The following is a 23,527-nucleotide window of genomic DNA, read 5'->3' as shown; positions in this document are numbered from 1 at the left end:
GCGGTGGCAGGGTACGACGCGTACGACTTCGACTTCGATCTGCGGCGACGGATCGCCGAGACGCTCTGGACGACCAGTGGATGGTCGACGGTCGCGCTCGTACCGGGAACGGTGTGCGGCGTGGGAGGCTGCTTCTCCCCGCCGTACGCCGCGCCGCAGGCCAGGTTGTCCGTCGTACTGGAAGCAGACGGCACGCGGATCACCGACACCGGAGCCTCGGGGATGCACGGCACCGGTCTGTTGCCGTCCGGCGGCACCTGGCGGCTGGACGGCGTCGAACGGCGGGGCACCTATCATCGTCGGCACGACGGCAGGCTGGTGTCCCTGCAGGTGCGTTCGGAGCTGACACCGTTGCACGGCCGGCCTGGATACGCGCTGCTCGTTGCCGTGCGCAACCGTTCGGAGCGGACCTTGCCGCTGCGGCTACGTCCTGAGCTGTCGGCGGGGCCGGTCGGGACAGTGCCGTTGGGGGAGTGGGGGTGGATGCCTCCGGAGCCTGACGCCGTGCTGCCCGGGCGGTTGGTGCACGGCCCACTGGAAGTGGTGCTCGGACCGTCGGACGAGGCCGTGTTCGAGTTGGCGGCGCTCCTTGACGGTGCGACGCCAGCTGAGTCGCCGGCCCGCCTGGCGGCGGAGTCGCGGGCCGCGGTCGGGCGACGTACCGCGCAGGTGCTCGCTCGTGTCCCGCGGCTGACGGCCGAGTTGCCCGGGCTGGACGAGTACTACCGACGGTCGCTCGCCAGCGGCCTGGTCTGCCTCTGGGACAACCCGTCGTTCGCCACCGTGCCGTTCCCGGCGACATCGGGAATCGACGGCGGTGCGCTGTGCGCGTACGCCTGGGATACGGGCGGATACGCACCCCACACGCTTTCGCTGATGCTCGGCCGCGGCGTGGGCGACGTACTCGAGGCGATGGTCAAGGCGGACCTGACCGATCACTACGCGATAACTCCCGATGGCGCCGGCACGGGCGTCGCGTACGCCTACAGCGCCTGGTCGTTGGTGATGCTTGCGCGAGCGGCTGCTTGCCACGACGGCATCACGCCGGAGCTGGTGGCGCGACTGCACGAGACGGAGACGCTGCTCGCCGATCGGTTCCCGACAGCGGGTGAGCTGAGAGACTACGGTGCGCAGGAGAACCTGCTGGAGATGAGATCGACCGGCTGGGAGCACGTCGTCGCCAGCCCGAACGCGGAGCGGGCGTCGAGCCTGGACTCACTCGCCGACCTCGCCGACCAGTACGGCGTACCGCTTCGTGCCGATGACCTGCGTGCACAGGCTGGGCGGATCCGTGACGCCGTCAGCCAGGAGCTCTGGGACGAGACGGCCGGGTGGTTCAAGAGCCGCTATCCGGACGGGCACACCGAGCTCGCCTACTCGGTGCAGGCTTTCGACGTGTTGCGTGCTGGGGCCTGTACGCCGTCCATGGCCAAGTCACTGTTGGCGCATCTGCGCGACGGCGCCTTCCTCGCCGACTACGGCGTCAGCAGCGTGTCGGGCGAGGACCGGAAGCACTACGAGCTGGGCGACCTGGACTGGTCCGGCGGCGGCGCCTACACGGGTGAGGCTCCGCAGTTGGCGCTCACGTTGTGGGAACGGGGCGAGTCGCGTCTCGCCTGGGACGTCCTGCGGCGGGTGCTGTGGATGGGACGGCACTTCCCGTACTTTCCACAGGACCACTTCTGCGATCGTCCCGCTGTTCAGCAGCGCGGCCGGCGTACGAACGTGATCGCCGGCTTGACCGGCACGGAGGCCGTGCTGCTTGGCCTGGCCGGTTTGCGGCCTCAGGTGAACGGAGCACTCGACCTCAAGCCGCCGACCTGGCTGCCCACCGCACTGGAACTGCGCGGCCTCGTCTACCACGGGCACGAGATCGACCTCGCGCTGTCGTCCGAGCACTGCGAGATCTCGGTGGACGGCCGCATCATCTATTCCGGCGAGGTGGCCCCGCTGCAGATTCTGGGAGCCCGGTGACCAGGCCGTTCTTGTAGGCCAGGACGACGAGCTGTGCGCGGTCGCGCGCGCCGAGCTTGTTCATGGCGCGTTGGATGTGGGTGCGCACGGTGAGGACGCTGAGGTGGAGGTCGCCGGCGATTTCTTCGTTGGACTTGCCGTCGGCGGCCAGTTTCATGACCTCGAGTTCGCGGCCGGTGAGGTCGCGGATCCCAGGTGCCGTAGGCAACGGAGGACTCTGCGCGGGAGGTGGCGTGGCGAGAAACTGGGTGATGAGGGCCTTGGTCGCCCCTGGTGAGAGCAGGCTTTCGCCGGAGGCGACGACGCGGATGGCCTCGAGCAGGGCGTCGGTTGTCACGTACTTGCCGAGGAAGCCGCTGGCGCCGGCGCGGAGGGCGCGGGCGACGTGTTCGTCGTTCTCGAAGGTCGTGAGGATGAGCACCCGGGTATCCGCGAGGCCGGGGTCGGCGCAGATCGTCTCGGTGGCGGTCAGTCCATCGGTACCGGGCATCCGCACATCCATGACGACGACATCGGGCCGGTGTTCGCGGGTGAGCCTGATGGCGTCCGCGCCGTCGGTGGCTTCTGCGACGACCTCGAGGTCGTCGCAGGAGTCGATCAGCATCCGGAAGGTGCCTCGGAGGAGCGCCTGGTCGTCGGCGAGGAGAACGCGGATGGTCATGGTGTCGCCTGGGGTGCTGATTGACGTGCGGTGGGCAGGGAGAAGACGACCTCGAACCTGTCGCCCTGGTGTTCGCTCACTCGCAGATCTCCTCCGACCGCCCGGGCGCGCTCGCGCATGCCGATGATCCCGTAACCGCGGTGGTCGACCCCGGAGTCATCGCCGGCGGAGGTCTCGTTGGTGATCGTGACGGTCAGTCGGACGCCGCTGTAATCCAGGTGCAGCGACGCGGACCCGGACGCCGAGTACTTGGTGGCGTTGGTGAGGGCTTCCTGGATGATGCGGTACGCGGTCAGGTCGATCCCGGCCGGCAACTCTTGTGGCTCGCCCACTACTTCGAAGTCGACGGTGAGGCCCGCGGATCGGCAGGTCTCGAGCAGATCTGGAAGCCGTGCCAACCCTGGCGCGGGTTCAAGGCTCTCCTCGTCGGTGCTGCTCTGACGAAGGACGCCGACGGTGTCGCGCAGTTCGAGCATGACCGACGACGTGGTGATCTGGAGCTCGGCGAGGATCTTCTTGGTAAGTTCCGGGTTGCTCTCGAGGAGGTGCGCAGCGGTGCCCGCCTGCGCGTTGGCCACGGCCATGTGATGGGCGACGGCGTCGTGGAGGTCGCGGGCGATGCGCATCCGTTCCTCTGTGACCCGTAGCCGAGCCTCTTCCTCGCGCGTCCGCTCGGCGTGTTCGGCGCGGGCACGGACGGCGCCGAGGTAGGCGTGCCGGAGCCTGGATCTGCTGCCCATGACGAGCGGGAGCACCAGCCACAGGGCGGGGCCGATGGTGCGCAGCGCGACGGTTCCGTCGAGGTTGACGCCGACGGCGGTCACCACAACCAGCACGGTTGTGGTGCCGCCGTAGATCCAGGCCGTCCGCGAGGTGGTCGTGACCGCAAGCCAGTACAGGGCAACCATCACCGGCGCCAGCAGGAGCGGTGTCAGGAGGTAGCCGAGGCTGCCCGTTACGACCGCGCAGATCGTGGTCGCCGCGACCGTGACCCGCGGGTGCTCGCGGGCCTTGAACAAGCTCAGACACGCGAGCGCTGTCACGGCGTCGGCGACCCAGACGTCTTGCGGATGGCTGTCGCCTGGGCCGACCAGGTGCACGCCGAGGACGCCGCTGCCGAGCACCGCGAGCACGACTCCGGTGTCCGTCAGCCACGGATGCCGCTCGGCGTACTCATCCAGGTTGACCATAGGCGCCCATCCTCTCGTCGGCCTTCTCCATTGTCCCCCGGTTCAGCTTCGCGCCCTCGACGTCGACGCCGGGCAGGATCTTGTCGAGCCACTTCGGTAGCCACCAGGCGTGGTGGCCCAGCAGCGCGAGAACGGCCGGCACGATCGCCAGGCGGACCACGAACGCGTCGAAGAACACTGCGGCGGCGAGGCTGAAGCCGAGCATCTTGATGAACGGGTCGGCCTCGGTCACGAACCCGGCGAAGACCCCCATCATGATCAGGGCCGCGGCGACCACGACGCGCCCGCTCTGCCGCATTCCGGTTTCGATCGCGGCACTCGGCGCTGTGCCGTGCACGTACGCCTCCCGCTTGCGCGAGACCAGGAACACCTCGTAGTCCATGGCCAGGCCGAACACCACCCCGATCATGAAGATCGGTACGGCGCTCTGGATCGGCCCGGTCTGCTCGACGCCCAGCAGGCCGGCGGCGACGCCTTTCTGGAACACGAGGACGACGGCGCCGAGGGCTGCCAGCACCGAGAGCAGGAACCCGAGGGCTGCCTTGATCGGCACCAGAATCGAACGGAACACCAGCAACAGGAGGAGGAACGCGAGGCCGACCACGGTCGCGAGGTACGGCACCAACGCGCCCTGGATCTTGGCCGACAGGTCGATGTTGATCGCCGTGGTTCCGGTGACCTTGAAGGTGGCACCGGTGCTCTCGGTGAGCCCTGATCTCTTGCCGCGCAGCCTGTTCACCAGTTCCTTGGTCGCGGCGTCGGTCGGACTGGTGGAGGGCACTGCCTCGAAGAGTGCGGTGTCTGCCGCATCGTTGAACATCGGCGGCGAGATCGAGACGATCCCGTCGGTCTTCGCGACCTTGCCGGCGATCGCTGCGACTGCCTTCTTGGGATCAGTCGCTCCCTTGGCGTCGACCACGATCATCAATGGACCGTTGAAGCCAGGCCCGAACGCCTTGGCGAGTTCGTCGTACGCACGTCGTTGGGTGGTCGTGGTCGGCCTCGCCTCGTCGCCTGGCATCCCCAATCGCAGTCCTGCCGCGGGAATCGCGAGCGCACCGAGCAGCACTACGCCCAGAGTCAGTACGGCAACCGGGCGTCGCAGTACGAACTTGGCCCACCGGTGTGCACCGCTCAGCGCCGGGACCTTCCTGTCGAGCTCGGCCTCCTCCTCGCCCACCAGCGTGCTCCGTCGAGCTGAGCGGGACAGGACCTTCTGAGGAACGAATCCAAGAACCGCCGGCACCAGCGTGAGCGCCACCAGCACCGCCACAACCACCGCTGCGGCGGCGGCCAGCCCCATCTTCGTCAGCATCGGCATTCCGACCACCGTCAGCCCGGCGAGCGCGATCACCACCGTCAGTCCTGCAAAGGCGACAGCAGAGCCCGCCGTGCCGACCGCCAGCGAGACAGCGTCGATCGCGGGTAGACCACGGCCTCGTTCCTCGCGATACCGAGCAACCACGAACAAGGCGTAGTCGATCCCGACGGCAAGCCCCAGCATCAGGGCCAAGGTGGTGGACGTCGCCGACAGGCCGAACGCATCGCTGACAGCCAGGAGCGACAACATGCTCACCGCGACCCCGACCAGAGCGGTCAGCAGCGGCAGACCGGCAGCCACCAGAGACCCGAGCGTGATCAGCAGAATCACAGCGGCCAGTCCGATGGCGATCAACTCGGCGATGCCGGCCGGACCAGCGGCCTCCAGCGCGTCACCGCCCGCATCGACAGTCAGCCCTGCTGCCCTCGCGCCGCCGGCGGCGGCGTCGATCTCTGCTCGGCTGGCCGCCGTCACCTCGTTGGCGGGCACCTTGTACGTCACACTCGCGTACGCCGCTGAACCGTCGGTGCTGACCGCGTGGGACTCGAACGGGTCGCCTACCGTCGCCACCTGCTCACCACCGGCAAGCCGCTTGACCGCTGTCTCGATGGTCGACTTGAACGGCTCGGCGCTGACACGTCGGCCCTCGGGCGCCACGAAGACCATGGTTGCGCCGCCGGCCTCAGCTGTCAGGCCGGGGAATCGCTCCTGCATCAACTCGAACGTCTGCTGCGACTCGGTGCCAGGCATCGAGAAGTCATCGGGAGGCGCCGCCGGCGCTGTCAGTCCCGAGAAAATCGCACCGCCCAGAATCGCCAGCCACGCGAGGACAACCGAGAGCCGGTGCCTGAACGCGAACCTGCCGAGTCCTGCCAAGATCGTCGCCACAAGAAGTCTCCATCTCAAGAATCTGGAGACCTCACGCTCCCAACCGGGACCGCCCCGCGTCGTCGTTCGATCAACGACACTTGACTACTCAATCCGCAGTACTCCTCGCAGCCGCGGCCCCTGCAGGTGCAGTACTGGAGGCTCACTCAGGCGTGGAGTTCGCCGGCCTCCTGGTGCGGGGCGGCTTCGATGTCGGACAGGAGGGTGTCGCGGCAGCTGTGGAGGTCGGCGAGCAGAGCCTTGACAGCCTCGTCCGGGTCGCCGCTCCGGATCGCGTCGAGGACCGCCGCGTGCCGATCGGTCAGGGCGATCAGGTCGAGGCCGGCATGTGAGCGCACCTGTGCGATGCACAGTTGCGTCTCGCCCATGACGGTCTCGTGCATCCGGCGCAGCCGTTTGCTGCCGGTGGCGGCGACCAGCGCGCGGTGCAAGGCGACGTCGGCTTCGGTGTGCTCGGTGTGCTGGTCGCGCTCGGCTGCGATCCGCATCAGCGCCAGCGAGCGGTCGGCGTCGCCGGGCACCTCGCCGCGGCGCGCGAGCGTCATCACCGCCTTACACTCGATCGGCTCCCGGGCGTAGTAGAGGTCGCTCACGTCGTCGGCGGACAGTTGTGGGACGACCGCGGTGCGCCGGGGTCCTCGACGAAGAAGTCCTTCGTTCGTCAGCCGGTCCAGCGCGGCCTTGGCGGTAGGCCGGGCGACCGTGAACCGGTTGGCGACCCAGATCTCCGAGAGCTTTTCTCCCGGTGGGATCTCGCTGGCGATGATCTGCTTGCGCAGCGCGGTAGTCAGCGAGTCGGTCAGTGAGGTGCTCTCGAGTTCGACACTCACTCCTACCGCCTCCTTGGATGTCATCTCGGCCGGGTCTCGGCCTGGGATGTCCGCATCCTAATTGATCGCTAGCCGAACTGCCTGACAGGTGTACTGGTCATCGGAACGTCACCCGATCCGCGTTCAGCGCCGCGATCCGGTCCCAGTCGTACGTGACGCCGAGACCCGGGCCGGTCGGTACGCCGACGCAGCCGTCGTCCCCGACCGCGGACAGGTCCTCGGCGTAGTCGTCGGCGAAAACCTCCGGCAGTGACGGGTTGCCGGTGGTGGGGTCGAGGAGCCCGAGCTCGTAGTAGTTCGTGTTCCGGATCGCCGCCATGCAATGACGCTGCGCCGGACCGGCGGCGTGCACTTCCAGATCCAGCCCGAGCGCCTCGGCTGCGTGTGCGGTCTTCATCACGCCGGTGATGCCAAGGTCGAGTTCCGGATCCGCGCGGAGGAAGTCGGTCGCACCATCGAGTGCGAGCGCGGTCCGCAGTTCGAGGCTGCGGACGAACTCGGTGATGAGCAGCGGCGTACGAACCCGGTCGCGGAGGATCCGGTGCGCCAGCGGTGCGTCGCCGCGCAGCGGGTCCTCCCACCAGTAGGCGCCGACTTCGTCGCAGAACCGGCCGAGCTTGAGCGCCTCCGCGAGGGTGGGCAGGCTCTTGCCGGGGTCGGTCATGATGTCGCTGCGGCCGGCCGACCCCTCGGCGGTCGCACCGAAGATCTCGATCTCGTCGCGAGCGGTTCCGGCCGACCGTCCGTGGATCTTGAAGCCGGGTACGCCGCGACTCGCGCACTGGTCGGCGAAGTCGCGGTAGCTGTCCGCGGTGGCGAGTGTGCCGAGCCCGTGCCCGCCGCCGACCGTGCTCACGTACGCGGGCAGCCGGTCCCGGTACCGGCCGAGCAGGTGGGAAATCCCGAGCCCGGCCAACTTGCCGGCGGCGTCCCACAGGGCGATGTCGATCGCACCGGCGCCGATCCGGTCGGTCTTGGCGAAGCCGCCGTTGTAGCTGTCCCAGATCGCCTCCCGGTCGTGCAGATCACGGCCGACGAGACTGGTTGCCATCGCCTTGACCTGTGCGATCGCGTACGGCGGGGCGCTCCACATCACGACGTACCCGCCCTCCGCGCCGTCGTCGGTGCGGATCCGGATCCCGAAGCGGCGGGTGGTCCGGCTCGGTGGTGTCGCTGCGGTGAGCGGGTCGCCCACACGGTCGTAGCGACGTACGACCGTGTGGTCGAACTCGATCAGCTCGACTTCGGTAATGGTGGACATGAACCTCCTATTTGAGGCCGGTGGTCGCGATGCCCTGGGTCAGGGCCTTCTGGGCGAAGAGGAACACTGCGAAGACCGGAATCAGCGTGACGATCGACATCGCGAACAGCGCGCCGTAGTTACTGAGCCCGGCTGAATCGGAGAATGTGCTCAGCCCCAGCGGCACCGTGTAGAGATCGGGGCGGTTCAGGTAGAGCAGCGGCGTGAAGAAGTCGTTCCAGGTCCAGATGAACGTGAATACGGCGGTGACGCCGATTGCCGGCGTGCACAGCGGCAGGATGACGCTCCAGAACGTGCGTAGTGGCCCGCAGCCGTCGATCGCCGCCGCGTCGTCCAACGTGGTCGGCAGCGTGCGCATGAACTGCACCATCAAGAAGATGAAGAACGACTCCACGCCCAGGAACTTCGGCAGGATCAGCGGCACGTACGTGTCGGTCAGGCCGAGAGTCGAGAAGATCACGTACTGCGGCACGACCGTCACGTGGAACGGCAGCATGATGGTCGCCAGCATGATCGCGAACATCGGCCCGCGGAACCGGAAACGCAGCCGCGCGAACGCGTAGGCGGCCAGCGTGCACGAGACCAGGTTGCCGACGATGCAGGCGATCGCGACGAACATCGAGTTCAGCATGAACCGGCCGAACGGGATGCCGAGCGAGTTCCAGCCGTCGACGTAGTTGGCCAGTGTGAGCCCGCCGCCGCCGGAGCCGTCGCCGAAGATGTCGCTGTTGTTCATGAACGACCGGGTCAGCATCCAGATCAGCGGATAGATCATGATGATGCCGAAGGCAACCAGCAGCAGATGCCGCCAGCCGCGCCGCAGCACCCACTCCAGCACGTCAGTCCTCATAGTGAACCCAGTAACGGGCCGCGACGAAGTTGATGGCGGTCAGCATGCCGATCACCACGAACAGGATCCATGCCAGCGCGCTCGCGTAGCCCATCTCGAAGTTCTTGAAGCCGGTGACGAACAGGTACAGCGTGTAGAACAGCGTCGAGTTCGACGGGCCGCCGGTCCCCGCCGAGATGATGTAGGCCTGCGTGAACGCCTGGAACGAGCCGATCAGCTGGAGGATCAGGTTGAAGAACACGACCGGGCTGAGCAGCGGCAGGATCACTGACGTGAATCGTCGCCAGGCCCCGGCGCCGTCGACCTTGGCCGCTTCGACGAGCTCCTCGGGGATCTGTCGCAACCCAGCCAGGAAGATGATCATCGGGGAGCCGAAGGTCCACACGTGCAGGATGATCAGGGTGTCCAACGCGTGCGCGGGCTCGGAGATCCAGGACCCCATCTGGATGCCGAGCTTGCCGGCCAGCTCCGGCACCAGTCCGGTGCTGGAGAACAGTTGCCGCCACAACACCGCCACCGCCACGCTGCCGCCGAGCAGCGAGGGCAGGTAGTACACCGACCGATAGATCGCCAACCCCCGAACGCCTTGGTTGAGCAGTACTGCGATTGCGAGGGCGAAGGTGAGTTGCAGCGGCACGGAGATGAACACGTACTTCGCGGTGACCCCGGCAGCCGCGAGGAAGTCCGGGTCGCTGAACATCCGCCGGTAGTTCTCCAGCCCGGTGAACCGTGGCGAGACGCCGAGGCGGTAGTCGGTGAAGGACAGATACAGCGAGGTGACCATGGGGACGAGCGTGATCAGCAGCACGCCCGCCATCCACGGCAGCAGGAACAGGTACGCGATCCGTGATCGCCGCCCCCGGGCACGCGCCCGGGTCGCCTGCTGTACCTCGTTGATCAACGCCATCGCGCTATTCCACCGGGGACTCGGACAGTGCCTGCCAGTCGCGCTGCTGAGCCTCCCACCGACGCATGCCCAGCCGGATCGCGTCCAGCCGCTCCATCGTCGCGCCGTCGTAGTGGCCGAGGGACAGGCCGTCGGCGCCGGCGTCTACTGCAGCTTTGACACTGTCGGTGAGCGTCTGGGTCGTGGCGTTCGGCCGGACGCCGAGGGCGGCGATCAACTGCTGGTCCTCGCGGAGCGCGCGGCGGCACTTCATCAGCTTGGCGCGCTTGGTCGCCACGCCTTCGGCCGTTCCGAGCTGATCGGAGTAGTCGGATTCGCGGACCGAGTCGACGTGGGTGAACGCCGAGGCGAAGTCGAGCCCGGCGCGCTCGGGCGACGCCATGTAGGTGTTGTACCGGAACTCGACCTGGCGTCCGGAGCTGGCGAGCGCCTCACGGACCAGCGCAAACAGCCGGTTGACCGAGCGCTTGCGGAACTGCAGCCACGCGGTGAACGCCTCGTTCTCGACGAGTAGCGCAGACTCGGTGTAGTTGGACTCGTCGAGCAGTTGGCGTTCGTGCAGTTCCTCGAGCCCGATCCGGCGAGACAGGTTGGCGAGGTGCGTGATCTCGCGAATCACGGCATCCCAGTCCAGCCCCTCCTCGGTGGCCTTCGCCTTGCAGGCATCACAGAAGCAGCCGCCGGTCGCCACCGCGAGCAGTTGCTGCCAGGAGTCCGGCCCGAAGCTGTGTGTCCCACCGTCGTCGCGGCCGGCACCGAACAGGACCAGGCACGTCTGTACGTAGTCCACGTCGTGGTTCGTGGCGACGTCGGCGAACAACCCGTACAGATAGTCCTGTACGTCGGGGTGGTTCAGGCAGGGGAGCGCCCGTTGAGCCTCGACTGCCTCGAACGCCCCGACGATGTTGCCGTACACGTCGCGTTGCAGGACGTCGGAGAGGTTCTCCCGTGCGTATTGCGCGTCGATGATCGTGTGCGAGATCTCGCATCCGGTGCGCAGACCGCGCCGTCGGGAGGCGGTGGTCAGCTCGTCGAGCCAGTCGCGGCCGATCAGGAAGTCGCGTTCAGTCGTCAGCGGCTTGATCCGCTTGTACTTGCTGGGATCCGGCGCCCAGTACGCCCGGCTGTCCTCCGGCACGTAGTACCGGCGGACCGGGTTGTGCGGATAGTGCCGGGCGTGCAGCGGCCGCTTCTCCTTGTGCATCAGGCCGACCAGGTACGCCGAGTTCACCTCCGCGCGGCTGGTCAGGACGTCGAGGATGTGCTCGATGCCCTCGTCGGCCAGGTCCCACGGGTACAGGCTGGCGGCGATCTCGGTCAGTGGCATAGCGGTCCTTCCGCGCGTTCGGGGTGGTTACTTCTTCAGGAGCTTGGTGCGCAGGTCGCCGAAGATCAGATCGACGGTCTGCTGGATCGAGGCCTTGTCGTAGCCGAGGTTCCGCCAGGCCTTGACCATGTCGCCGCTGAAGGCGCCCGAGGTCGGCAGCCCGTTGGGTGGCGGCGCGGTCTTGGCGTCGGCCTCGAAGCCGATGTAGGTCAGGAACTGCTTCTCCGCGTCCGACACCGAGGACGCGATCGCGTCGCGCACGGCCTGGGTGGGTGGGGCGCCGATCGTCGTACCGATGATCTTGGCGCGGTCGACGTCGTTGAGCAGATAGTCGGCGAACTTGAGCGCCGCGTCCGGGTTCTTCGTGTTGGCGGCGATCGCCAGCATGTTCGGTGACAGCGAGATCGCCTTCTTTCCCGCCCCGCCGTTACCCGGGCAGGGCATCAGCACCAGCGGATCCTTGGTCAGGCCTTGCAGCTCCAGCATCTGGTTGGAGTTGCGCATGTGGTACGCCGCCAGTCCGCGGATCATCGGCGCGCCCTCGAAGTACGGGTTCTGCTCGAGTGCCAGAGCGGTCGGGACCGAAGCCTGGGTGTCGCGGAGTTGCTTCCAGTAGGTCAGCCATTCGGTCATCAGGTCCTTGGTGAACCCGAGGTCGCCGTTCTTCGCCCACATGCCCTGGTCGTGCTGCCGGGCGTACGCACCGAACCAGTCAGCGGCGCCACCGGTGTTCGGGTCGTCGGTACCGAAGAACTTCGCTCCCTTGGCGGCGTGGATCTTCGCGCTGATCTGCGCGTACTCGTCCCAGGTGTACGAGTCCGGGTACTTCTTCACCGGTACGCCGACCTCGTCGAGGACGTTCTTCTTCGCGAACAGCCCGATCGACTGCAGCCCATGGGTCATCGCGTACTGCTTGCCGTCGATCTGGCCCGGTGCCTTGATCGCTGCGGTGAAGCCGGCGTCGGCGATGCCCTTGCCCGCCCCCAGATGCGAAGTCAGGTCCATGAGGTGCCCGCCGGCGACGAGCTGAGGCAGCAGATCGCTGGTCACCCACAGCACGTCCGGGAGGTTCTTGCCGGACATCGCGACGGTGATCTTGGTTTCGATGGCGTCGATGTCACCGAACTCGGGGCTGACCTTGATCGAGGGGTTCTTCTCGGTGAACGCCGTACACGCCTTCTGGAAGCGCTTCACCCGGTCGTCGGACCCCCAGAACATGAACCGGAGAGAGGCCGACTTGGACGAACCGGAGCCGGCCGAGTCGCCGCAGGCCGCGAGGGCCGGGGCAGCGACCGCTGCAGCGCCGAGCCCGCCCGCCAGGCGGAGCACGGACCGGCGCGACATACGGGAGAGCGGGACGGACATCGCCATCACCTTTCGCTCGGCGTGATCGGAGACAGGTGCCCGGAGACAGGTGCTCGGATCAGCTGTGGGGATGTTCCTGCGACGTATCCTTCTTTCGGCAAACTTGTCTGTCAAGATTGCAGACAAGACGAGTTTTCAGGAGAGTATTGCTATGCCGTCACTCCCGCTCAGCGCCAACATCTCGATCCTGTTCACCGAGCTGCCCTACCTGGACCGTCCTGCCGCGGCCCGGGCGGCGGGCTTCGAACACGTCGAGACGTGGTGGCCGTTTGCCGGTCCTGCTGCGTCGACGGAGCAGGTCGATGCGTTGGTCGCCGCACTGGAACGGGCAGACGTCTCGTTGTCGGGTCTGAACTTCTTTGCCGGCGACATGCCGGCCGGTGAGCGCGGCGTCGCCTGCCGCCCTGACCGCCAGCACGAACTCGCCGCCAGCACCGAGCTGCTGGTACGGATTGCCAGCCGGACGGGGTGTCGCGCGTTCAATCTGCTGTACGGCCAGCTGGATGACCGGTGGTCCGTCGCCGAGCAGCGGGACACCGCGATCCGCGCCGTACGGACTGCCGCGACCGTTCTGGCCGAGATCGACGGCATCGTGCTTCTGGAACCGCTCGCCCGTGGCCTGAACGGTGCGTATCCGCTGGTCGACGGCGATGACGTGGTCGAGCTGCTCGAGGGTCCACTGCGTTCGGCGCCGAACGTCCGGCTGTTGTTCGACGTCTTCCACCTCGGCAGCAACGGCGTCGACCTGGTGTCTGCCGCAGAGCGGCTTGCGCCGTGGATCGGTCACGTCCAGCTGGCCGACAGCCCTGGCCGGGGCGAGCCCGGCAGCGGTGGGCTGCCGATCGAGGAGACCGTGAAGGCCTTGGTTGCGGCCGGCTACCGGGGGCTGATTGCCGCTGAGTACCAGCCGACCGGGCCGACCGAGCAGTCACTCGGCTGGACCGATCGATTCGGCCGGAGGTCGTGATGAGTGCCATCGGATTTGTCGGTGCGGGCGTGATGGGAGCGCCGATGATCGCCAACCTGGTGCGCGCGGGGCACCTCGTGCGGGCGTACGGCCGATCGCCGGCATCTCGCGAACGGATCGAGGCTGTGGGCGGCACGTTGGCCGGCTCGGTCGCGGCGGTCGCGAAGGGGGCTGACGTCGTGATCACGATGGTCGCTGACTCGTCCGATGTACAGGAGGTGGCGTTCGGGGCAGACGGGTTGGTGGATACGTGTGTCGAGGGGCAGGTCTTCGTCGACATGAGCACGATCGCGCCGTCGGTCGCGGTTGAGGTGCATGCGGCCCTGGCGGCGAACGGCGTACCGGCTTTGGATGCCCCGGTGAGCGGTGGTGAGCAGGCTGCGATCGACGGCACCCTCAGCATCATGGTCGGGGGAGATCCGGCGGCGCTCGAAGCGGTCCGGCCGGGGCTCTCCGCCATCGGTCGCACGATCACGTATGTCGGGCCGCCTGGAAGCGGTCAGCTCACCAAGGCGGCCAATCAGCTGATTGTTGCCGCCAACCTGCAGGCGGTCGCGGAGGCGGTGGTGCTGCTGACGCGCTCCGGTGTCGAACTCGAGGCAGCACTGTCCGCGATCGGCGGCGGCCTGGCAGGGTCAGCGGTGCTCGACCGCAAGCGCACCGCCTTCCTGGCCGGCACGTTCGATCCGGGGTTCCGGGTCGAGCTGCACGACAAGGATCTCGGGATCGTCGCCGGGATCGTGCGCGAGCACGGGCTGTCCCTACCGCAGACCGCGATCGTCACCCAACTGATGACCGCGCTCCGCGCCCGCGGCGACGGCGGGCTGGACCACTCCGCGCTCCTGCGACTCACTCGAGCCCTGAACGGAATGGAGAACGAGCTGTGAGTTCTGACCTAGCGGTGGACTGCTGGTGGTGTGTAGTCGAAGACCCAGTCGTAACGGGTGTCTTTGGTGGCGTTGCGGAGGAACATCGGCGACGCGGACCTTGACCGGTGCGGAGATCTACAAGGCCCGCGTCTGGAGCTCGCGCTACGAGTGCCCCTGCGCCGATTTCCGGAACATAACTGCCAGCAGGTGCAAGTTATGTTCCGGAAATGGGGTGTGAGTCAGCTGAGGCAGAACCGCACGTGCGCTCCAGGTCGGTGACCGGCACCGACACGACGGTGGTGGCTGGCTTCACGACTGGGCGTCCTTGTCCTTGGGGGGCTTGTGGCTGGACGCTTTGCTGCGGCGGCGGGGTTCTGCTGACCGCGGTGGGGTTTGGCGCATGTGGTCTCGGGTGCGGCCGAGGATGTCGGCGAGGGTCTCGATGTCGGTGCTGGACAGCGGGGCGAACAGCAGGTCGCCGAGTACGGCGATGTGACCTGGGAAGACCCCTGCGAGTACGGCGCGTCCCTCGTCGGTGATGGTGACGGTGATGCTGCGCTCGTCGTCGGAGGACTGCGTCCGGGTCACGAGGCCGCGCTTCTCCAGCGTCTGGGCCTGGTAGGTCAGTCCGCTGCGGCTGTAGACGACACCGTCGGCCAGATCGGTCATCCGCCGGCTGCCCGTGGGGGAGTCGCCGAGGGTGGCCAGGAGCTGGAACTGCACGTAGCTGAGATCCCCGGCCTCGCGCAACTGCTGCTCGACGGCGTGCCTCAGCAGGCTGCTCGCCTCGATGAGAGCGAAGTACGCGCCCAGCTGCGTGGCATCCAGAGGAGGCGGCGAGGAGGTCATGAGCCGACCTTATCAGTGCTTCTAACTCGAAGTACTTGCTTCTAATTCGAAGCAGTACTACGCTGATCTCAGTTGCTTCGAATCCGAAGCACAATGCCGAAGAGGAGAGATCATGAAGGCAGTACGGTTCCACGCAACGGGCGGCGCCGAGGTTCTGCGCTACGAAGACGCCGACCAGCCGGTCCCCGCCGCGGGGGAGGTGCGCATCCAGGTCGCCGGATCGGCGTTCAACCCGGCCGACGGCGGTATCCGCGGCGGCTTCCTGCCGATCCCGGTGACGCTGCCGCACGTTCCGGGGTACGACGTCTCCGGCACAATCGACGCGCTCGGCGACGGGGTGGACGGGCTCGCGGTGGGCGAGAACGTCGTCGGGTTCATCCCCATGAACGCTGACGGCTCGGCAGCGCAGTACGTCGTCGCTCCGGCGAGCGCACTGGTGAAGGCTCCGGTGCGCATCCCGCTTGCCGATGCGGCCGGGTTGCCGTCGGTCGGGCTCACTGCATCACAGGCACTCTTCGAGGCCGGCGAGCTCAAGGCGGGGCAGCGGCTGCTGATCAACGGTGCCGGCGGTCCGGTGGGCGGGTACGCCGTACAGCTGGCCAAGCGCGCAGGTGCGCACGTCATCGCCACAGCGAGCCCGCGGAGCAGCGAGATCGTCAAGGCGGCCGGCGCGGACGAGATCATCGACCACACGGCGAGCTCTGTGCTCGATGCGGTCACCGAGCCCGTCGACGTACTGCTCAACCTGGCCCCGATCACCCCCGACGGGTTCACCGCCCTGGTCACACGGGTCCGTGACGGCGGCGTGGTCGTCTCCACGACGCCGACCGTGACCACGCCCGGCGACGAGGAGCGAAACGTGCGCGCGGCCACGATCTTCGTGCACCCCGACGCGGAGGTGCTGTCGAACCTCGTCGCCCTCATCGACAGCGGCGACCTCCACGTCGAGATCGCCCGGCGCGTACCGCTGAGCGAGCTGCCCGCGATCCACCAGCAGGCCGACGCGGGCGAGATCCACGGCAAGGTCGTAGCCGTCCCTCCCGCCGTCTGAACTGACCTGCCCGGGTGGCCCATTGAAACTGCCTTTGAATGGCCCAGCGATTGCGGGCTGCTGGTGCCTACGGTCGAAGAGAACCATCACACCGACCGCTGCAAAGGATCTTCAATGCGTGCCATCACTGTCCGGAACCCCGAGGCCGACGACTACGGGCTGACCCTGGCCGAGCTGCCTCACCCTCGTGCCGCCGAGAACGACGTCATCGTGCAGGTCCACGCTGCGGGCTTCCTCCGAGGTGAGCCGGAGTGGCCCGGGACCTGGGTCGACCGCGCCGGCCGCGACCGTACGCCGAGTGTGCTCGGCCACGAACTGTCCGGCGTGGTCGTCGAGCTCGGCTACGGTACGACGGGTCTCACGGTCGGTCAGCGCGTCTTCGGGCTGACCGACTGGGCGCGCAACGGCACACTCGCCGAGTACACGGCTGTGGAGGCCCGCAACCTGGCTCCGCTCCCCGCCGACGTCGACCACATCACCGCGGCCGCTGTGGTGATGCCGGGCCTGACCGCTTGGCAGGCGCTGTTCGACCACGCTCACCTGCAGGCAGGCCAGACCGTCCTCATCCACGGCGCCGGCGGCTCCGTCGGCTCGGTCGCCGTACAACTGGCCCGCGAGACCGGAGCTCACATCATCGGCACCGGCCGGGCTGCCGACCGGGAGCTGGCCGGCACCTTGGGCGTCCACGAGTTCCTCGATCTGGACGGCGACCGCCTGGAGGACGCGGGCGAGGTCGACGTGGTGTTCGACGTGATCGGCGGTGAGATCCGCGACCGCTCCACCGCCCTGTTGCGTCCCGGCGGCACCCTCGTCACCGTCGCCGACCCGCCGACCGTCCACCCTCGCGACAGCCGCGCAATCTTCTTCGTCGTCGAGCCCAACCGCGAACAGACGGCCCAGTTGGCCGCGCGCCTCCGCGACGGGAGGCTCACACCGCTTGTCACGGAGGTCCGTGACTTGGCGGCCGTCCCCAGCACTTTCGCAGACCGCACCCGCGGCAGGATCATGATCAAGGTGAACTGACACGGTTGCCGGCCTGACCGGCTACGGGAGGATCGATGCCACTGACAAGTTACGGCGTACTGGTCGGGCGGTTGATTCGGTTCGCTCGGGAGGATCCGGATGATTTCGGGTCCTGGTACCACGGGAAGTTGTACGTCGCGGCTCCCGCTGGAGAGTACGAATGCGCGATCGACGTGTCGACGCCGAGTGGGGTGCCGGTGCAGTACCGCGAGGTGCGACATCTCAACCCGCAACTCTTCGCACCGACGGCCGCCAAGAGCGACGGCTGGCATCTGTTGGCCAGCACGCCTGCATCCGGTGCCCTCGACTATGTCCGCTCGCCGTTGCTGCGCGGCAGCGGCGGATGCGTCAGCGTTGTCTACAGTCCGCTCGTCGAATGGGTCAACACGATCCTGAGATCGCCCAGATTCGGCTGGGTCGACAGCTCGGCCGACAAGGCCTTGGATCTGCTGGAACAGCGGCTGCTCGGTTGCGAACGCGTGTACGTGTACGGCGCGCCGTACACCACCGGCAACGGCGTGCACGACATCCACTACAACCAAGGCGATCCGCCAGGCCAGTTCCAGCACCTGGACGGGATCTGGCAAGACGGCGGAACCATCATTCAACGACCAGATGGGGAACTGATCGCCTTCCTCACCAAGTTCAAACCCCAATCCCTGAACACCGACGACAACGGCCTGCCCCTGTAAACCTGGAATGCGACGGTTCAGGCCCGCAACGCCGAGGCCCTTCACCGCCTCAAACTCCAGGCAGAGAAACGCTCCTGACCTGTGCTGGCAGAGCGCGGCCTTTACGTCCTGCTTGTCGTTGGGATGGGGATTTCGAAGTGGACGGCTGGGCTGTGGCGGGGGTCTGTGCGGCCGTCGTGGATCTCGTGGGCGAGGCTGCGCCAGAAGGGTTCGGCGCCGTCGACTGCGGCGTTGGTGTGCAGGTAGATCGTGTCGTAGCCGGGGGTTTCGGCGACGAAGCGGCAGGCGAGGTCGACGAGGGCGCGGGCGAGGCCGTGGCGGCGGTGGCTGGGGCGGACGTAGACGCGGAAGAGTTGGGCGGTGGTGCCGGACGGGTACCGTTCGGCGATCCAGGGCGGGTGGGGCGGACTGTTGGGACCGTCGGCGCGGATGGCCGCGGTTCCGACGACATCCTCCTCGAGTACGGCGACGAACAGCCGCTGCCGGGGATTGTCGAAGTACGCCGCTCCGGGGTCGACGACGTCGGCGTGCCAGCGAGGGATGTAGCCGTGCCCGAACACGTGGTAGAAGGTGTCGAGCATGACCGATCGCGCGCCGTCGATGTCGGTCCGCCGCGCGCTGCGTACGACGTACTCTCCGAGGCGTCGTTCACCCAACCGACTCACGTTGTCCCTCCAGACCTGAGGCGGTCACCAACGCGCGGGTGACCGGATGCTGTGGCTCGGCCAGCAGACCGGCCGCGGTGCCGTGCTCGACGATCTGGCCGGAATCCAGTACGGCGACCCGGCGGGCGAGGGATGCGACAACGGACAAGTCGTGCGTGATGATCAGGAGTGCGCAACGCGTCGACTCCTGCAGGGTGCGCAGTACGTCGATGAGCTCGGCCTGTACGACGGTGTCCAGGCCGGACGTGATCTCGTCGCAGATCAGCAGGTCCGGTTCGGCCAGGAGAGCACGAACGAGCGCGGCGCGCTGCAATTCACCACCGGACAGCGCTGCGGGCAAGCGGGTTGCCGTTGTCTCCGGAATGCCGAGGCGGCTGAGGCCGTCGAGAGCGCGTTGCCGCGCTTCGGCACGATCCACTCCGCGCAGCCGCTCGGCCGTCCGGGCGACCTGCTCGAGTACGGGCGTGAACTCGTTGAACGAGGCCCGGGTGTCCTGGTGGACGTACTGGATCCGGGCCAGTTGTTCACGGGTCCGTCGCCGCAGCAGGGGCGACAGTCGTGTGTCGCCGAGGAGTAGGTCGCCGCTTCGATACGGATGAAGGCCTGCGATGCATCGGGCCAGCGTGGTCTTGCCGCTGCCGGAGCGCCCGACGATCGCGAGCGTGTCTCCGGACTCGATCGTCAGTGAGACCTTGTGCAGTGTCTCGGTACGGCGATGGCCCGCGACCAGGTCGTCCACCGTGAGAACAGCTGAGCCGGACGGAGGCGACGCGGGGAGCGCCCGCACTTGCTGGGCGTAGACCAGACGCCGGGTGTAGGGGTGCTGCGGTGCGGAGAGGATCTCTGCCGGCGGTCCGGCCTCGACGATGCGGCCGCTGTTCATGACCAGCACGTGGTGCGCGAGGCGGCGGACCAGATGCAGATCGTGGGTGAGGACGAGGATCGCGATGCCTTGCCGGGCGACGGCGCGCAGTTCGTCGATCAGGCCGGCGCGGATCACGGCGTCCTGGCCGGTGCTGGGTTCGTCGGCGATGAGGAGCGCCGGGCGGCCGATCAGCTCGTGGGCGAGGACGACCCGCTGCTGTTGCCCGCCGGAAAGCTGGTGTGGATACCTGCGCAGCAGTTGCTCGCCGTCGGGAAGCTGAGCTTGCTGCAACGCATCCAGGACCCGCTGCCGAACGTGTGCACGCGGTGCGTGGAGTCGTGCGATCTCCTTCAGCACGGCGCCGATCCGTCGTACCGGGTTCAACGCTCCTGACGGCTGTTGCGGCAGGTAGCCGATCGATCCCGCGATCTCCAGGTGACCGGTGGCCGCCCGCTCGCCGAGCAGGGCGAGAGCGGTGGTGGTCTTGCCGCTGCCGGACTCTCCTACCAGGGCGGTGATGCTGCCGGCCGCGAGGGTGAACGAGACACCGGACACGATGTCGCGTCCGGCGATCCGCACGCCGAGGTCGCGTACTTCGACGACGTTCATCGGGCCTCGTTCCGGAGCAAGCGGTCGAAGACGAGGTTCGCGCCGACGGCCATCATCACGAGCAGGAGCGCCGGCACGACGACGGCCAACGGCTGGACGAACAGGCCGCCGCGGTTGCGGTCGACCATCGCGGCCCAGTCGCTCGACTGCGGGGAGATGCCGACGCCGAGGAAGCTGGCCGAGGCGATCAGGTAGGTCGCACCCGTGAAGCGCGTGCCGATGTCGGCCGCGAGCGTGCGGCGCATCGATCGGGCGACGTACCCGAGACCGATGCGGATCCGGCTCTCGCCCTGGAGCCGCATCGCTTCGACGGCAGGTCGCGCGGACAGCGACAGCGCGGCGGCCCGGCTGATCCGGATCACGTCCGGAAGGTTGATAAGGGCAACGACCGCGACGAGGACCCAGACGGACTGGGGCGCGATCGACACGAGCAGCAGGAGCATCAGCATCGACGGGACCGCGAGCAACAGATCGAGCGGGCGCATCAACAGCTCGTCGAGGCCGCGGCTTCGCGTCATTCCCGCGACCAGTCCGAGCGGTACGGCGACGACGTACGTGCAGATCGTGGCGGCGACGGCGACGAGGATCAGGGACCGTCCGCCCAGCAACACCTCGTTCCACACGTCGCGCCCCACGAAATCGGTCCCGAGGCGGTCGTTGGCGCCGAACGGCACGTCCTTGGTCGTGTCGTCGGAGGCGAAGAACGGGCCGACCAAGGCAATGAGGAGCGGTACGGCGAACAAGGTCGCCGGCAGGAGGTAACCGCGCGCTGTTTTCATCGGACGTCCTCCGCCGCGGGCGCGAGCGCACGAGCCGCGACATCGGCCAGGAGGTTGACCACGACCGTGGTAGTTGCCAGCAGGACGGCCAGCCCCTGGACCACCGGGAGGTCGCGCGCCGCGACCGCCGCGGCCAGGGTGGTGCCCAGGCCCGGGACGACGAAGATCGCCTCGACGACGATCACCCCGCCGACCAGCCAGTCGACCGTGCGCGCGAGTTGCTGGACCGATGGTGCGAGCGCGTTGGGCAGCGCGTGCAGCAGCCGGATGCGGACCGGCGACAGTCCGATCGTCCTGGCATGCCGCACGTAGTCCGACTGCTGCGCGTCGATCATTCCGGCGCGCACCAAGCGGCTCAGCGAGCAGATCGGGCGCAGCAGGAGCACGACGACCGGCAGTACGAGAACGGCCGGGTTGTCGGCGAGCGACGTACCGACGGCTGTTGGCGGGAACCAGCCGAGCTGCACGGCGAAGACCGTGACCACGAGGATTCCCATCGCGAACTCGGGAGCCGAGTACAGCCCGACCGTGCTGCCGGTGATCAGGCGATCCCAGCGACTGCCCTCGCGGTGCGCGGCGAGCAGACCGAGCCCGAGCGACAGCGGAACGAGCAGTACCACCGTCAGACCGGCCAGCAGAACCGTCGGCGCGGCGGCGGCCGCCACGATGTCCGCCACCGAGCGGGGACCGATCAACGAGTGACCGAAATCGCCGTGCAGCACCGCGACCAGCCAGTCGCCGAGCCGGTGCCAGGCCGACTCGTTCAGGCCGAGGCGTTCCCGGAGCGCCGCGATGATCGCCGGGTCCGGATTGTCTCCGGCGATCGTCACCGCGGCGTCGCCGGGTAGCGCTTCGGTCAGGAAGAACATCCCCGTCATCACCACGAGGACCTGGACGATACCGAGCAGCAGGCGATGGACGACGTACCGCGTCACGCGATCCAGACCTTGTCGAAGCGTGCCCAGTTCAGAGTGTTCGCGGGGGCCTTGGCATCGATGCCTTGCACGGTCGGCGCCGACGCGACGATCCAGTCCGAAACGCCCCACCAGAGGAAGCCGCCCTCGTTGAACAGCTGCTCCTGCATGCGCAGGTACAGGTCGGCGCGTCGCTTCTCGTCGGTGGTCGACTGGGAGTCGTAGTACAGCTTGTCGAACTCCGGTCGACGCCATTGCGTGTTGTTCGTCGTCGAGCTGGTCAGCAGTCGCTGCGAGATGTGCGACTCGAGCGGCATCGCGCCCGATCGATAGCTGGCCAGCACGCCGTTCTTCGCGATGTCGGCCCAGTAGGTGTCCTTGTTGCCGAGCTTCACGTTCAAGTGGAGTCCGACGGTGCGCGCCTGGTCGCTGATCGCCAGTGCGGCCTCCTTGAGGCCGGTCGAGGCGTCGGAGGTGTCGAAATCGATCGTCAGGCCGTCGGCCCCGGCCTGCTTCACCAGCGCCTTGGCGCGCTCCGGGTCCTGACTGCGCTGGCCCAGGCCGTCGGCGTAGTAGCGGTAGTTCTTGCCGTAGAGATCGTTGCCGACCTCACCCGATCCGTGCAGAACGGACCGGATCAACTCGTCGCGGTCGACCAGGTGGAACAGCGCCTGGCGTAGCTCAGGCCGGTTGAAGGGCGGACGGTCGATCTTCATCGCGAGCCCGTGGAAGTTGCTCAGCGGAAGCCGATGGATCTGGACGGTCTTCTCGTGCGTGCGGGCGCTGGTCGGCGTGAGGTCGTGGGCGTACTCGACCTGCTTGCCCAGCAGGGCGTTCACGCGGGCCGCTTCGTCGTTGCTGATCACGAGGTGCAGCTCGTCGACGTACGGCGCCCCGTCCCAGTAGTCGGGGTTGCGCTCGGCAACGAAACTGCGACCGGGTTCGAACGACCGGAACCGGAACGGGCCCGACCCGACCGGCTTGGCCGGATCAGGTGTGCCCGTCGGCACGATATAGGTCCCGAGCGTGGCGAGCGCGTTCGGGAATTCGCCGTACGGGCGTTTGAGCCGGAACTCGATCGTACGGTCGCCGATCGCGCGGCTGTTCGCCAGATCGATCACCGACAGCGCCGACTTCGCGCGCCGGGTGGATGCCGGCTCGACGATCCGCGCGAAGCTTGCCAGCACATCCGCGGGCCGCACCGGGCGGCCGTCGTGGAAGTTTGCCTCGCGCAACGTGATCCGCCAGGTCCGCAGGTCGGCGCTCGGCTCCCATCCCTGCGCGAGCCGCGGTTCGGGTGCCATGTCGGAGCCGTAGTCTGCGAGCTTGTCGAACAGCGCCTTGGCCCGCGCGATCTCGACGTACAGGTTGGTCTGATGCGGATCGAGCACCTCGGTCGCGCCGCCACCGGAGAACACGGCCCGCAGACGCCCGCCGGTCCGCGGCTTTCCGACGGCCTGCTGGGTGCCGCTTCCGCCGGCGCACCCAGGCAGCACCGCGGCCGCTGCACCGGCCGCGGCCAGGCCGAGCAGCGTCCGACGGCTCAACGCATGACTTGACGGGGACATCTGGGACCTCACTCCTCACGACACCGGCAGACAGTCGAAAATGATAATGGTTTTCATCTCATCTGACCAACTGCCAGCCGATCCCGTGAAGCGTTCGGCATG

Annotated in this window: 21 protein-coding genes; 6 read left to right on the top strand and 15 right to left on the bottom strand. The window is 67.7% G+C overall.

The annotated features are described in order from the left end of the window. The first annotated feature begins 3 nt into the window (after positions 1–3). Positions 4–1,974: an MGH1-like glycoside hydrolase domain-containing protein gene (locus ACLJOO_RS34400; protein WP_410791838.1), complete on the top strand. Its 1,971-nt coding sequence runs from the start codon at positions 4–6 to the stop codon at positions 1,972–1,974. Here ACLJOO_RS34400 and ACLJOO_RS34395 read toward each other — a convergent pair. The 9 genes from ACLJOO_RS34395 to ACLJOO_RS34355 all read right to left on the bottom strand — a co-directional run bounded on the left by ACLJOO_RS34395 (position 1,925) and on the right by ACLJOO_RS34355 (position 12,574). Then, positions 1,925–2,635: a response regulator transcription factor gene (locus ACLJOO_RS34395; RefSeq protein WP_410791837.1), complete on the bottom strand. Its 711-nt coding sequence runs from the start codon at positions 2,633–2,635 to the stop codon at positions 1,925–1,927. The genes ACLJOO_RS34400 and ACLJOO_RS34395 overlap by 50 nt on opposite strands. Next, entirely contained in the window at positions 2,632–3,825 is a 1,194-nt protein-coding gene (locus ACLJOO_RS34390) for a sensor histidine kinase (RefSeq protein WP_410791836.1), read from the bottom strand. The genes ACLJOO_RS34395 and ACLJOO_RS34390 overlap by 4 nt, the downstream gene beginning before the upstream one ends. Beyond that, the gene (locus ACLJOO_RS34385; protein ID WP_410791835.1) at positions 3,809–6,034 is read right to left on the bottom strand and encodes an MMPL family transporter; all 2,226 of its coding nucleotides are present in this window, start codon (positions 6,032–6,034) and stop codon (positions 3,809–3,811) included. Before ACLJOO_RS34385 ends, ACLJOO_RS34390 begins: the two co-directional genes overlap by 17 nt. Positions 6,035–6,180: 146 nt before the next feature. Further along, positions 6,181–6,864, bottom strand: coding sequence for a GntR family transcriptional regulator (locus ACLJOO_RS34380; protein WP_410791834.1), 684 nt, complete (start codon positions 6,862–6,864; stop codon positions 6,181–6,183). A 97-nt stretch (positions 6,865–6,961) separates the two neighbouring features. Then, positions 6,962–8,125, bottom strand: a complete 1,164-nt coding sequence (locus ACLJOO_RS34375) for an enolase C-terminal domain-like protein (RefSeq protein WP_410791833.1) — start codon at positions 8,123–8,125, stop codon at positions 6,962–6,964. Between the two features lie 7 nt (positions 8,126–8,132). Next, the gene (locus tag ACLJOO_RS34370; RefSeq protein ID WP_410791832.1) at positions 8,133–8,975 is read right to left on the bottom strand and encodes a carbohydrate ABC transporter permease; all 843 of its coding nucleotides are present in this window, start codon (positions 8,973–8,975) and stop codon (positions 8,133–8,135) included. Further along, positions 8,965–9,882 (bottom strand): carbohydrate ABC transporter permease, encoded by a 918-nt coding sequence (locus ACLJOO_RS34365; protein ID WP_410791831.1) that lies wholly within the window; start codon positions 9,880–9,882, stop codon positions 8,965–8,967. The genes ACLJOO_RS34370 and ACLJOO_RS34365 overlap by 11 nt, the downstream gene beginning before the upstream one ends. Positions 9,883–9,886: 4 nt before the next feature. Beyond that, positions 9,887–11,209 (bottom strand): hypothetical protein, encoded by a 1,323-nt coding sequence (locus tag ACLJOO_RS34360; RefSeq protein WP_410791830.1) that lies wholly within the window; start codon positions 11,207–11,209, stop codon positions 9,887–9,889. 27 nt (positions 11,210–11,236) lie between these two features. After that, complete coding sequence (locus ACLJOO_RS34355) at positions 11,237–12,574, bottom strand: extracellular solute-binding protein (RefSeq protein ID WP_410791829.1); 1,338 nt, start codon at positions 12,572–12,574, stop codon at positions 11,237–11,239. A gap of 151 nt (positions 12,575–12,725) precedes the next feature. Here ACLJOO_RS34355 and ACLJOO_RS34350 point away from each other — a divergent pair, with 151 nt between their 5' ends. Both ACLJOO_RS34350 and ACLJOO_RS34345 read left to right on the top strand, forming a co-directional pair. Beyond that, complete coding sequence (locus ACLJOO_RS34350; protein ID WP_410791828.1) at positions 12,726–13,541, top strand: hydroxypyruvate isomerase family protein; 816 nt, start codon at positions 12,726–12,728, stop codon at positions 13,539–13,541. Next, positions 13,541–14,428: an NAD(P)-dependent oxidoreductase gene (locus tag ACLJOO_RS34345; RefSeq protein WP_410791827.1), complete on the top strand. Its 888-nt coding sequence runs from the start codon at positions 13,541–13,543 to the stop codon at positions 14,426–14,428. Before ACLJOO_RS34350 ends, ACLJOO_RS34345 begins: the two co-directional genes overlap by 1 nt. Before the next feature lie 291 nt (positions 14,429–14,719). Here ACLJOO_RS34345 and ACLJOO_RS34340 read toward each other — a convergent pair whose 3' ends face one another. Further along, positions 14,720–15,259, bottom strand: coding sequence for a MarR family winged helix-turn-helix transcriptional regulator (locus ACLJOO_RS34340; RefSeq protein ID WP_410791826.1), 540 nt, complete (start codon positions 15,257–15,259; stop codon positions 14,720–14,722). Positions 15,260–15,371: 112 nt separating this feature from the next. On the opposite strand from ACLJOO_RS34340, the gene ACLJOO_RS34335 reads away from it, so the two are divergent. The 3 genes from ACLJOO_RS34335 to ACLJOO_RS34325 all read left to right on the top strand — a co-directional run bounded on the left by ACLJOO_RS34335 (position 15,372) and on the right by ACLJOO_RS34325 (position 18,025). Further along, positions 15,372–16,310, top strand: a complete 939-nt coding sequence (locus ACLJOO_RS34335; protein WP_410791825.1) for an NADP-dependent oxidoreductase — start codon at positions 15,372–15,374, stop codon at positions 16,308–16,310. Between the two features lie 114 nt (positions 16,311–16,424). Further along, positions 16,425–17,333, top strand: coding sequence for an NADP-dependent oxidoreductase (locus tag ACLJOO_RS34330; protein ID WP_410791824.1), 909 nt, complete (start codon positions 16,425–16,427; stop codon positions 17,331–17,333). A 35-nt stretch (positions 17,334–17,368) separates the two neighbouring features. After that, entirely contained in the window at positions 17,369–18,025 is a 657-nt protein-coding gene (locus tag ACLJOO_RS34325) for a DUF2278 family protein (RefSeq protein WP_410791823.1), read from the top strand. A 101-nt stretch (positions 18,026–18,126) separates the two neighbouring features. On the opposite strand, the gene ACLJOO_RS34320 is transcribed toward ACLJOO_RS34325, so the two are convergent. Genes ACLJOO_RS34320 through ACLJOO_RS34300 form a run of 5 tightly spaced genes read right to left on the bottom strand, consistent with a single transcriptional unit; the run spans position 18,127 to position 23,425 of the window. Further along, positions 18,127–18,690 (bottom strand): GNAT family N-acetyltransferase, encoded by a 564-nt coding sequence (locus ACLJOO_RS34320; RefSeq protein WP_410791822.1) that lies wholly within the window; start codon positions 18,688–18,690, stop codon positions 18,127–18,129. Beyond that, positions 18,674–20,164, bottom strand: a complete 1,491-nt coding sequence (locus ACLJOO_RS34315; protein WP_410791821.1) for an ABC transporter ATP-binding protein — start codon at positions 20,162–20,164, stop codon at positions 18,674–18,676. Before ACLJOO_RS34315 ends, ACLJOO_RS34320 begins: the two co-directional genes overlap by 17 nt. Continuing rightward, positions 20,161–20,943, bottom strand: a complete 783-nt coding sequence (locus ACLJOO_RS34310) for an ABC transporter permease (RefSeq protein ID WP_410791820.1) — start codon at positions 20,941–20,943, stop codon at positions 20,161–20,163. The genes ACLJOO_RS34315 and ACLJOO_RS34310 overlap by 4 nt, the downstream gene beginning before the upstream one ends. Continuing rightward, entirely contained in the window at positions 20,940–21,878 is a 939-nt protein-coding gene (locus ACLJOO_RS34305; protein ID WP_410791819.1) for an ABC transporter permease, read from the bottom strand. Before ACLJOO_RS34305 ends, ACLJOO_RS34310 begins: the two co-directional genes overlap by 4 nt. Beyond that, positions 21,875–23,425 (bottom strand): ABC transporter substrate-binding protein, encoded by a 1,551-nt coding sequence (locus ACLJOO_RS34300; RefSeq protein WP_410791818.1) that lies wholly within the window; start codon positions 23,423–23,425, stop codon positions 21,875–21,877. The genes ACLJOO_RS34305 and ACLJOO_RS34300 overlap by 4 nt, the downstream gene beginning before the upstream one ends. Positions 23,426–23,527: the final 102 nt, after the last annotated feature.

This window comes from Kribbella sp. C-35, assembly GCF_046549195.1.
Taxonomy (GTDB): domain Bacteria; phylum Actinomycetota; class Actinomycetes; order Propionibacteriales; family Kribbellaceae; genus Kribbella.
Note: the sequence above shows the minus strand (reverse complement) of the source record. Positions and strands in the feature narration are given on the sequence as shown.

What these genes read in the sequence shown, in the direction of transcription:
- ACLJOO_RS34355 (WP_410791829.1), bottom strand. Translation starts at nt 12,574, where the DNA reads ATGTCCGTCCCGCTCTCCCGTATGTCGCGCCGGTCCGTGCTCCGCCTG.
- ACLJOO_RS34395 (WP_410791837.1), bottom strand. Translation starts at nt 2,635, where the DNA reads ATGACCATCCGCGTTCTCCTCGCCGACGACCAGGCGCTCCTCCGAGGC.
- ACLJOO_RS34350 (WP_410791828.1), top strand. Translation starts at nt 12,726, where the DNA reads ATGCCGTCACTCCCGCTCAGCGCCAACATCTCGATCCTGTTCACCGAG.
- ACLJOO_RS34315 (WP_410791821.1), bottom strand. Translation starts at nt 20,164, where the DNA reads ATGAACGTCGTCGAAGTACGCGACCTCGGCGTGCGGATCGCCGGACGC.
- ACLJOO_RS34300 (WP_410791818.1), bottom strand. Translation starts at nt 23,425, where the DNA reads ATGTCCCCGTCAAGTCATGCGTTGAGCCGTCGGACGCTGCTCGGCCTG.
- ACLJOO_RS34375 (WP_410791833.1), bottom strand. Translation starts at nt 8,125, where the DNA reads ATGTCCACCATTACCGAAGTCGAGCTGATCGAGTTCGACCACACGGTC.
- ACLJOO_RS34325 (WP_410791823.1), top strand. Translation starts at nt 17,369, where the DNA reads ATGCCACTGACAAGTTACGGCGTACTGGTCGGGCGGTTGATTCGGTTC.
- ACLJOO_RS34390 (WP_410791836.1), bottom strand. Translation starts at nt 3,825, where the DNA reads ATGGTCAACCTGGATGAGTACGCCGAGCGGCATCCGTGGCTGACGGAC.
- ACLJOO_RS34340 (WP_410791826.1), bottom strand. Translation starts at nt 15,259, where the DNA reads ATGACCTCCTCGCCGCCTCCTCTGGATGCCACGCAGCTGGGCGCGTAC.
- ACLJOO_RS34335 (WP_410791825.1), top strand. Translation starts at nt 15,372, where the DNA reads ATGAAGGCAGTACGGTTCCACGCAACGGGCGGCGCCGAGGTTCTGCGC.
- ACLJOO_RS34330 (WP_410791824.1), top strand. Translation starts at nt 16,425, where the DNA reads ATGCGTGCCATCACTGTCCGGAACCCCGAGGCCGACGACTACGGGCTG.
- ACLJOO_RS34310 (WP_410791820.1), bottom strand. Translation starts at nt 20,943, where the DNA reads ATGAAAACAGCGCGCGGTTACCTCCTGCCGGCGACCTTGTTCGCCGTA.
- ACLJOO_RS34370 (WP_410791832.1), bottom strand. Translation starts at nt 8,975, where the DNA reads ATGAGGACTGACGTGCTGGAGTGGGTGCTGCGGCGCGGCTGGCGGCAT.
- ACLJOO_RS34345 (WP_410791827.1), top strand. Translation starts at nt 13,541, where the DNA reads ATGAGTGCCATCGGATTTGTCGGTGCGGGCGTGATGGGAGCGCCGATG.
- ACLJOO_RS34365 (WP_410791831.1), bottom strand. Translation starts at nt 9,882, where the DNA reads ATGGCGTTGATCAACGAGGTACAGCAGGCGACCCGGGCGCGTGCCCGG.
- ACLJOO_RS34360 (WP_410791830.1), bottom strand. Translation starts at nt 11,209, where the DNA reads ATGCCACTGACCGAGATCGCCGCCAGCCTGTACCCGTGGGACCTGGCC.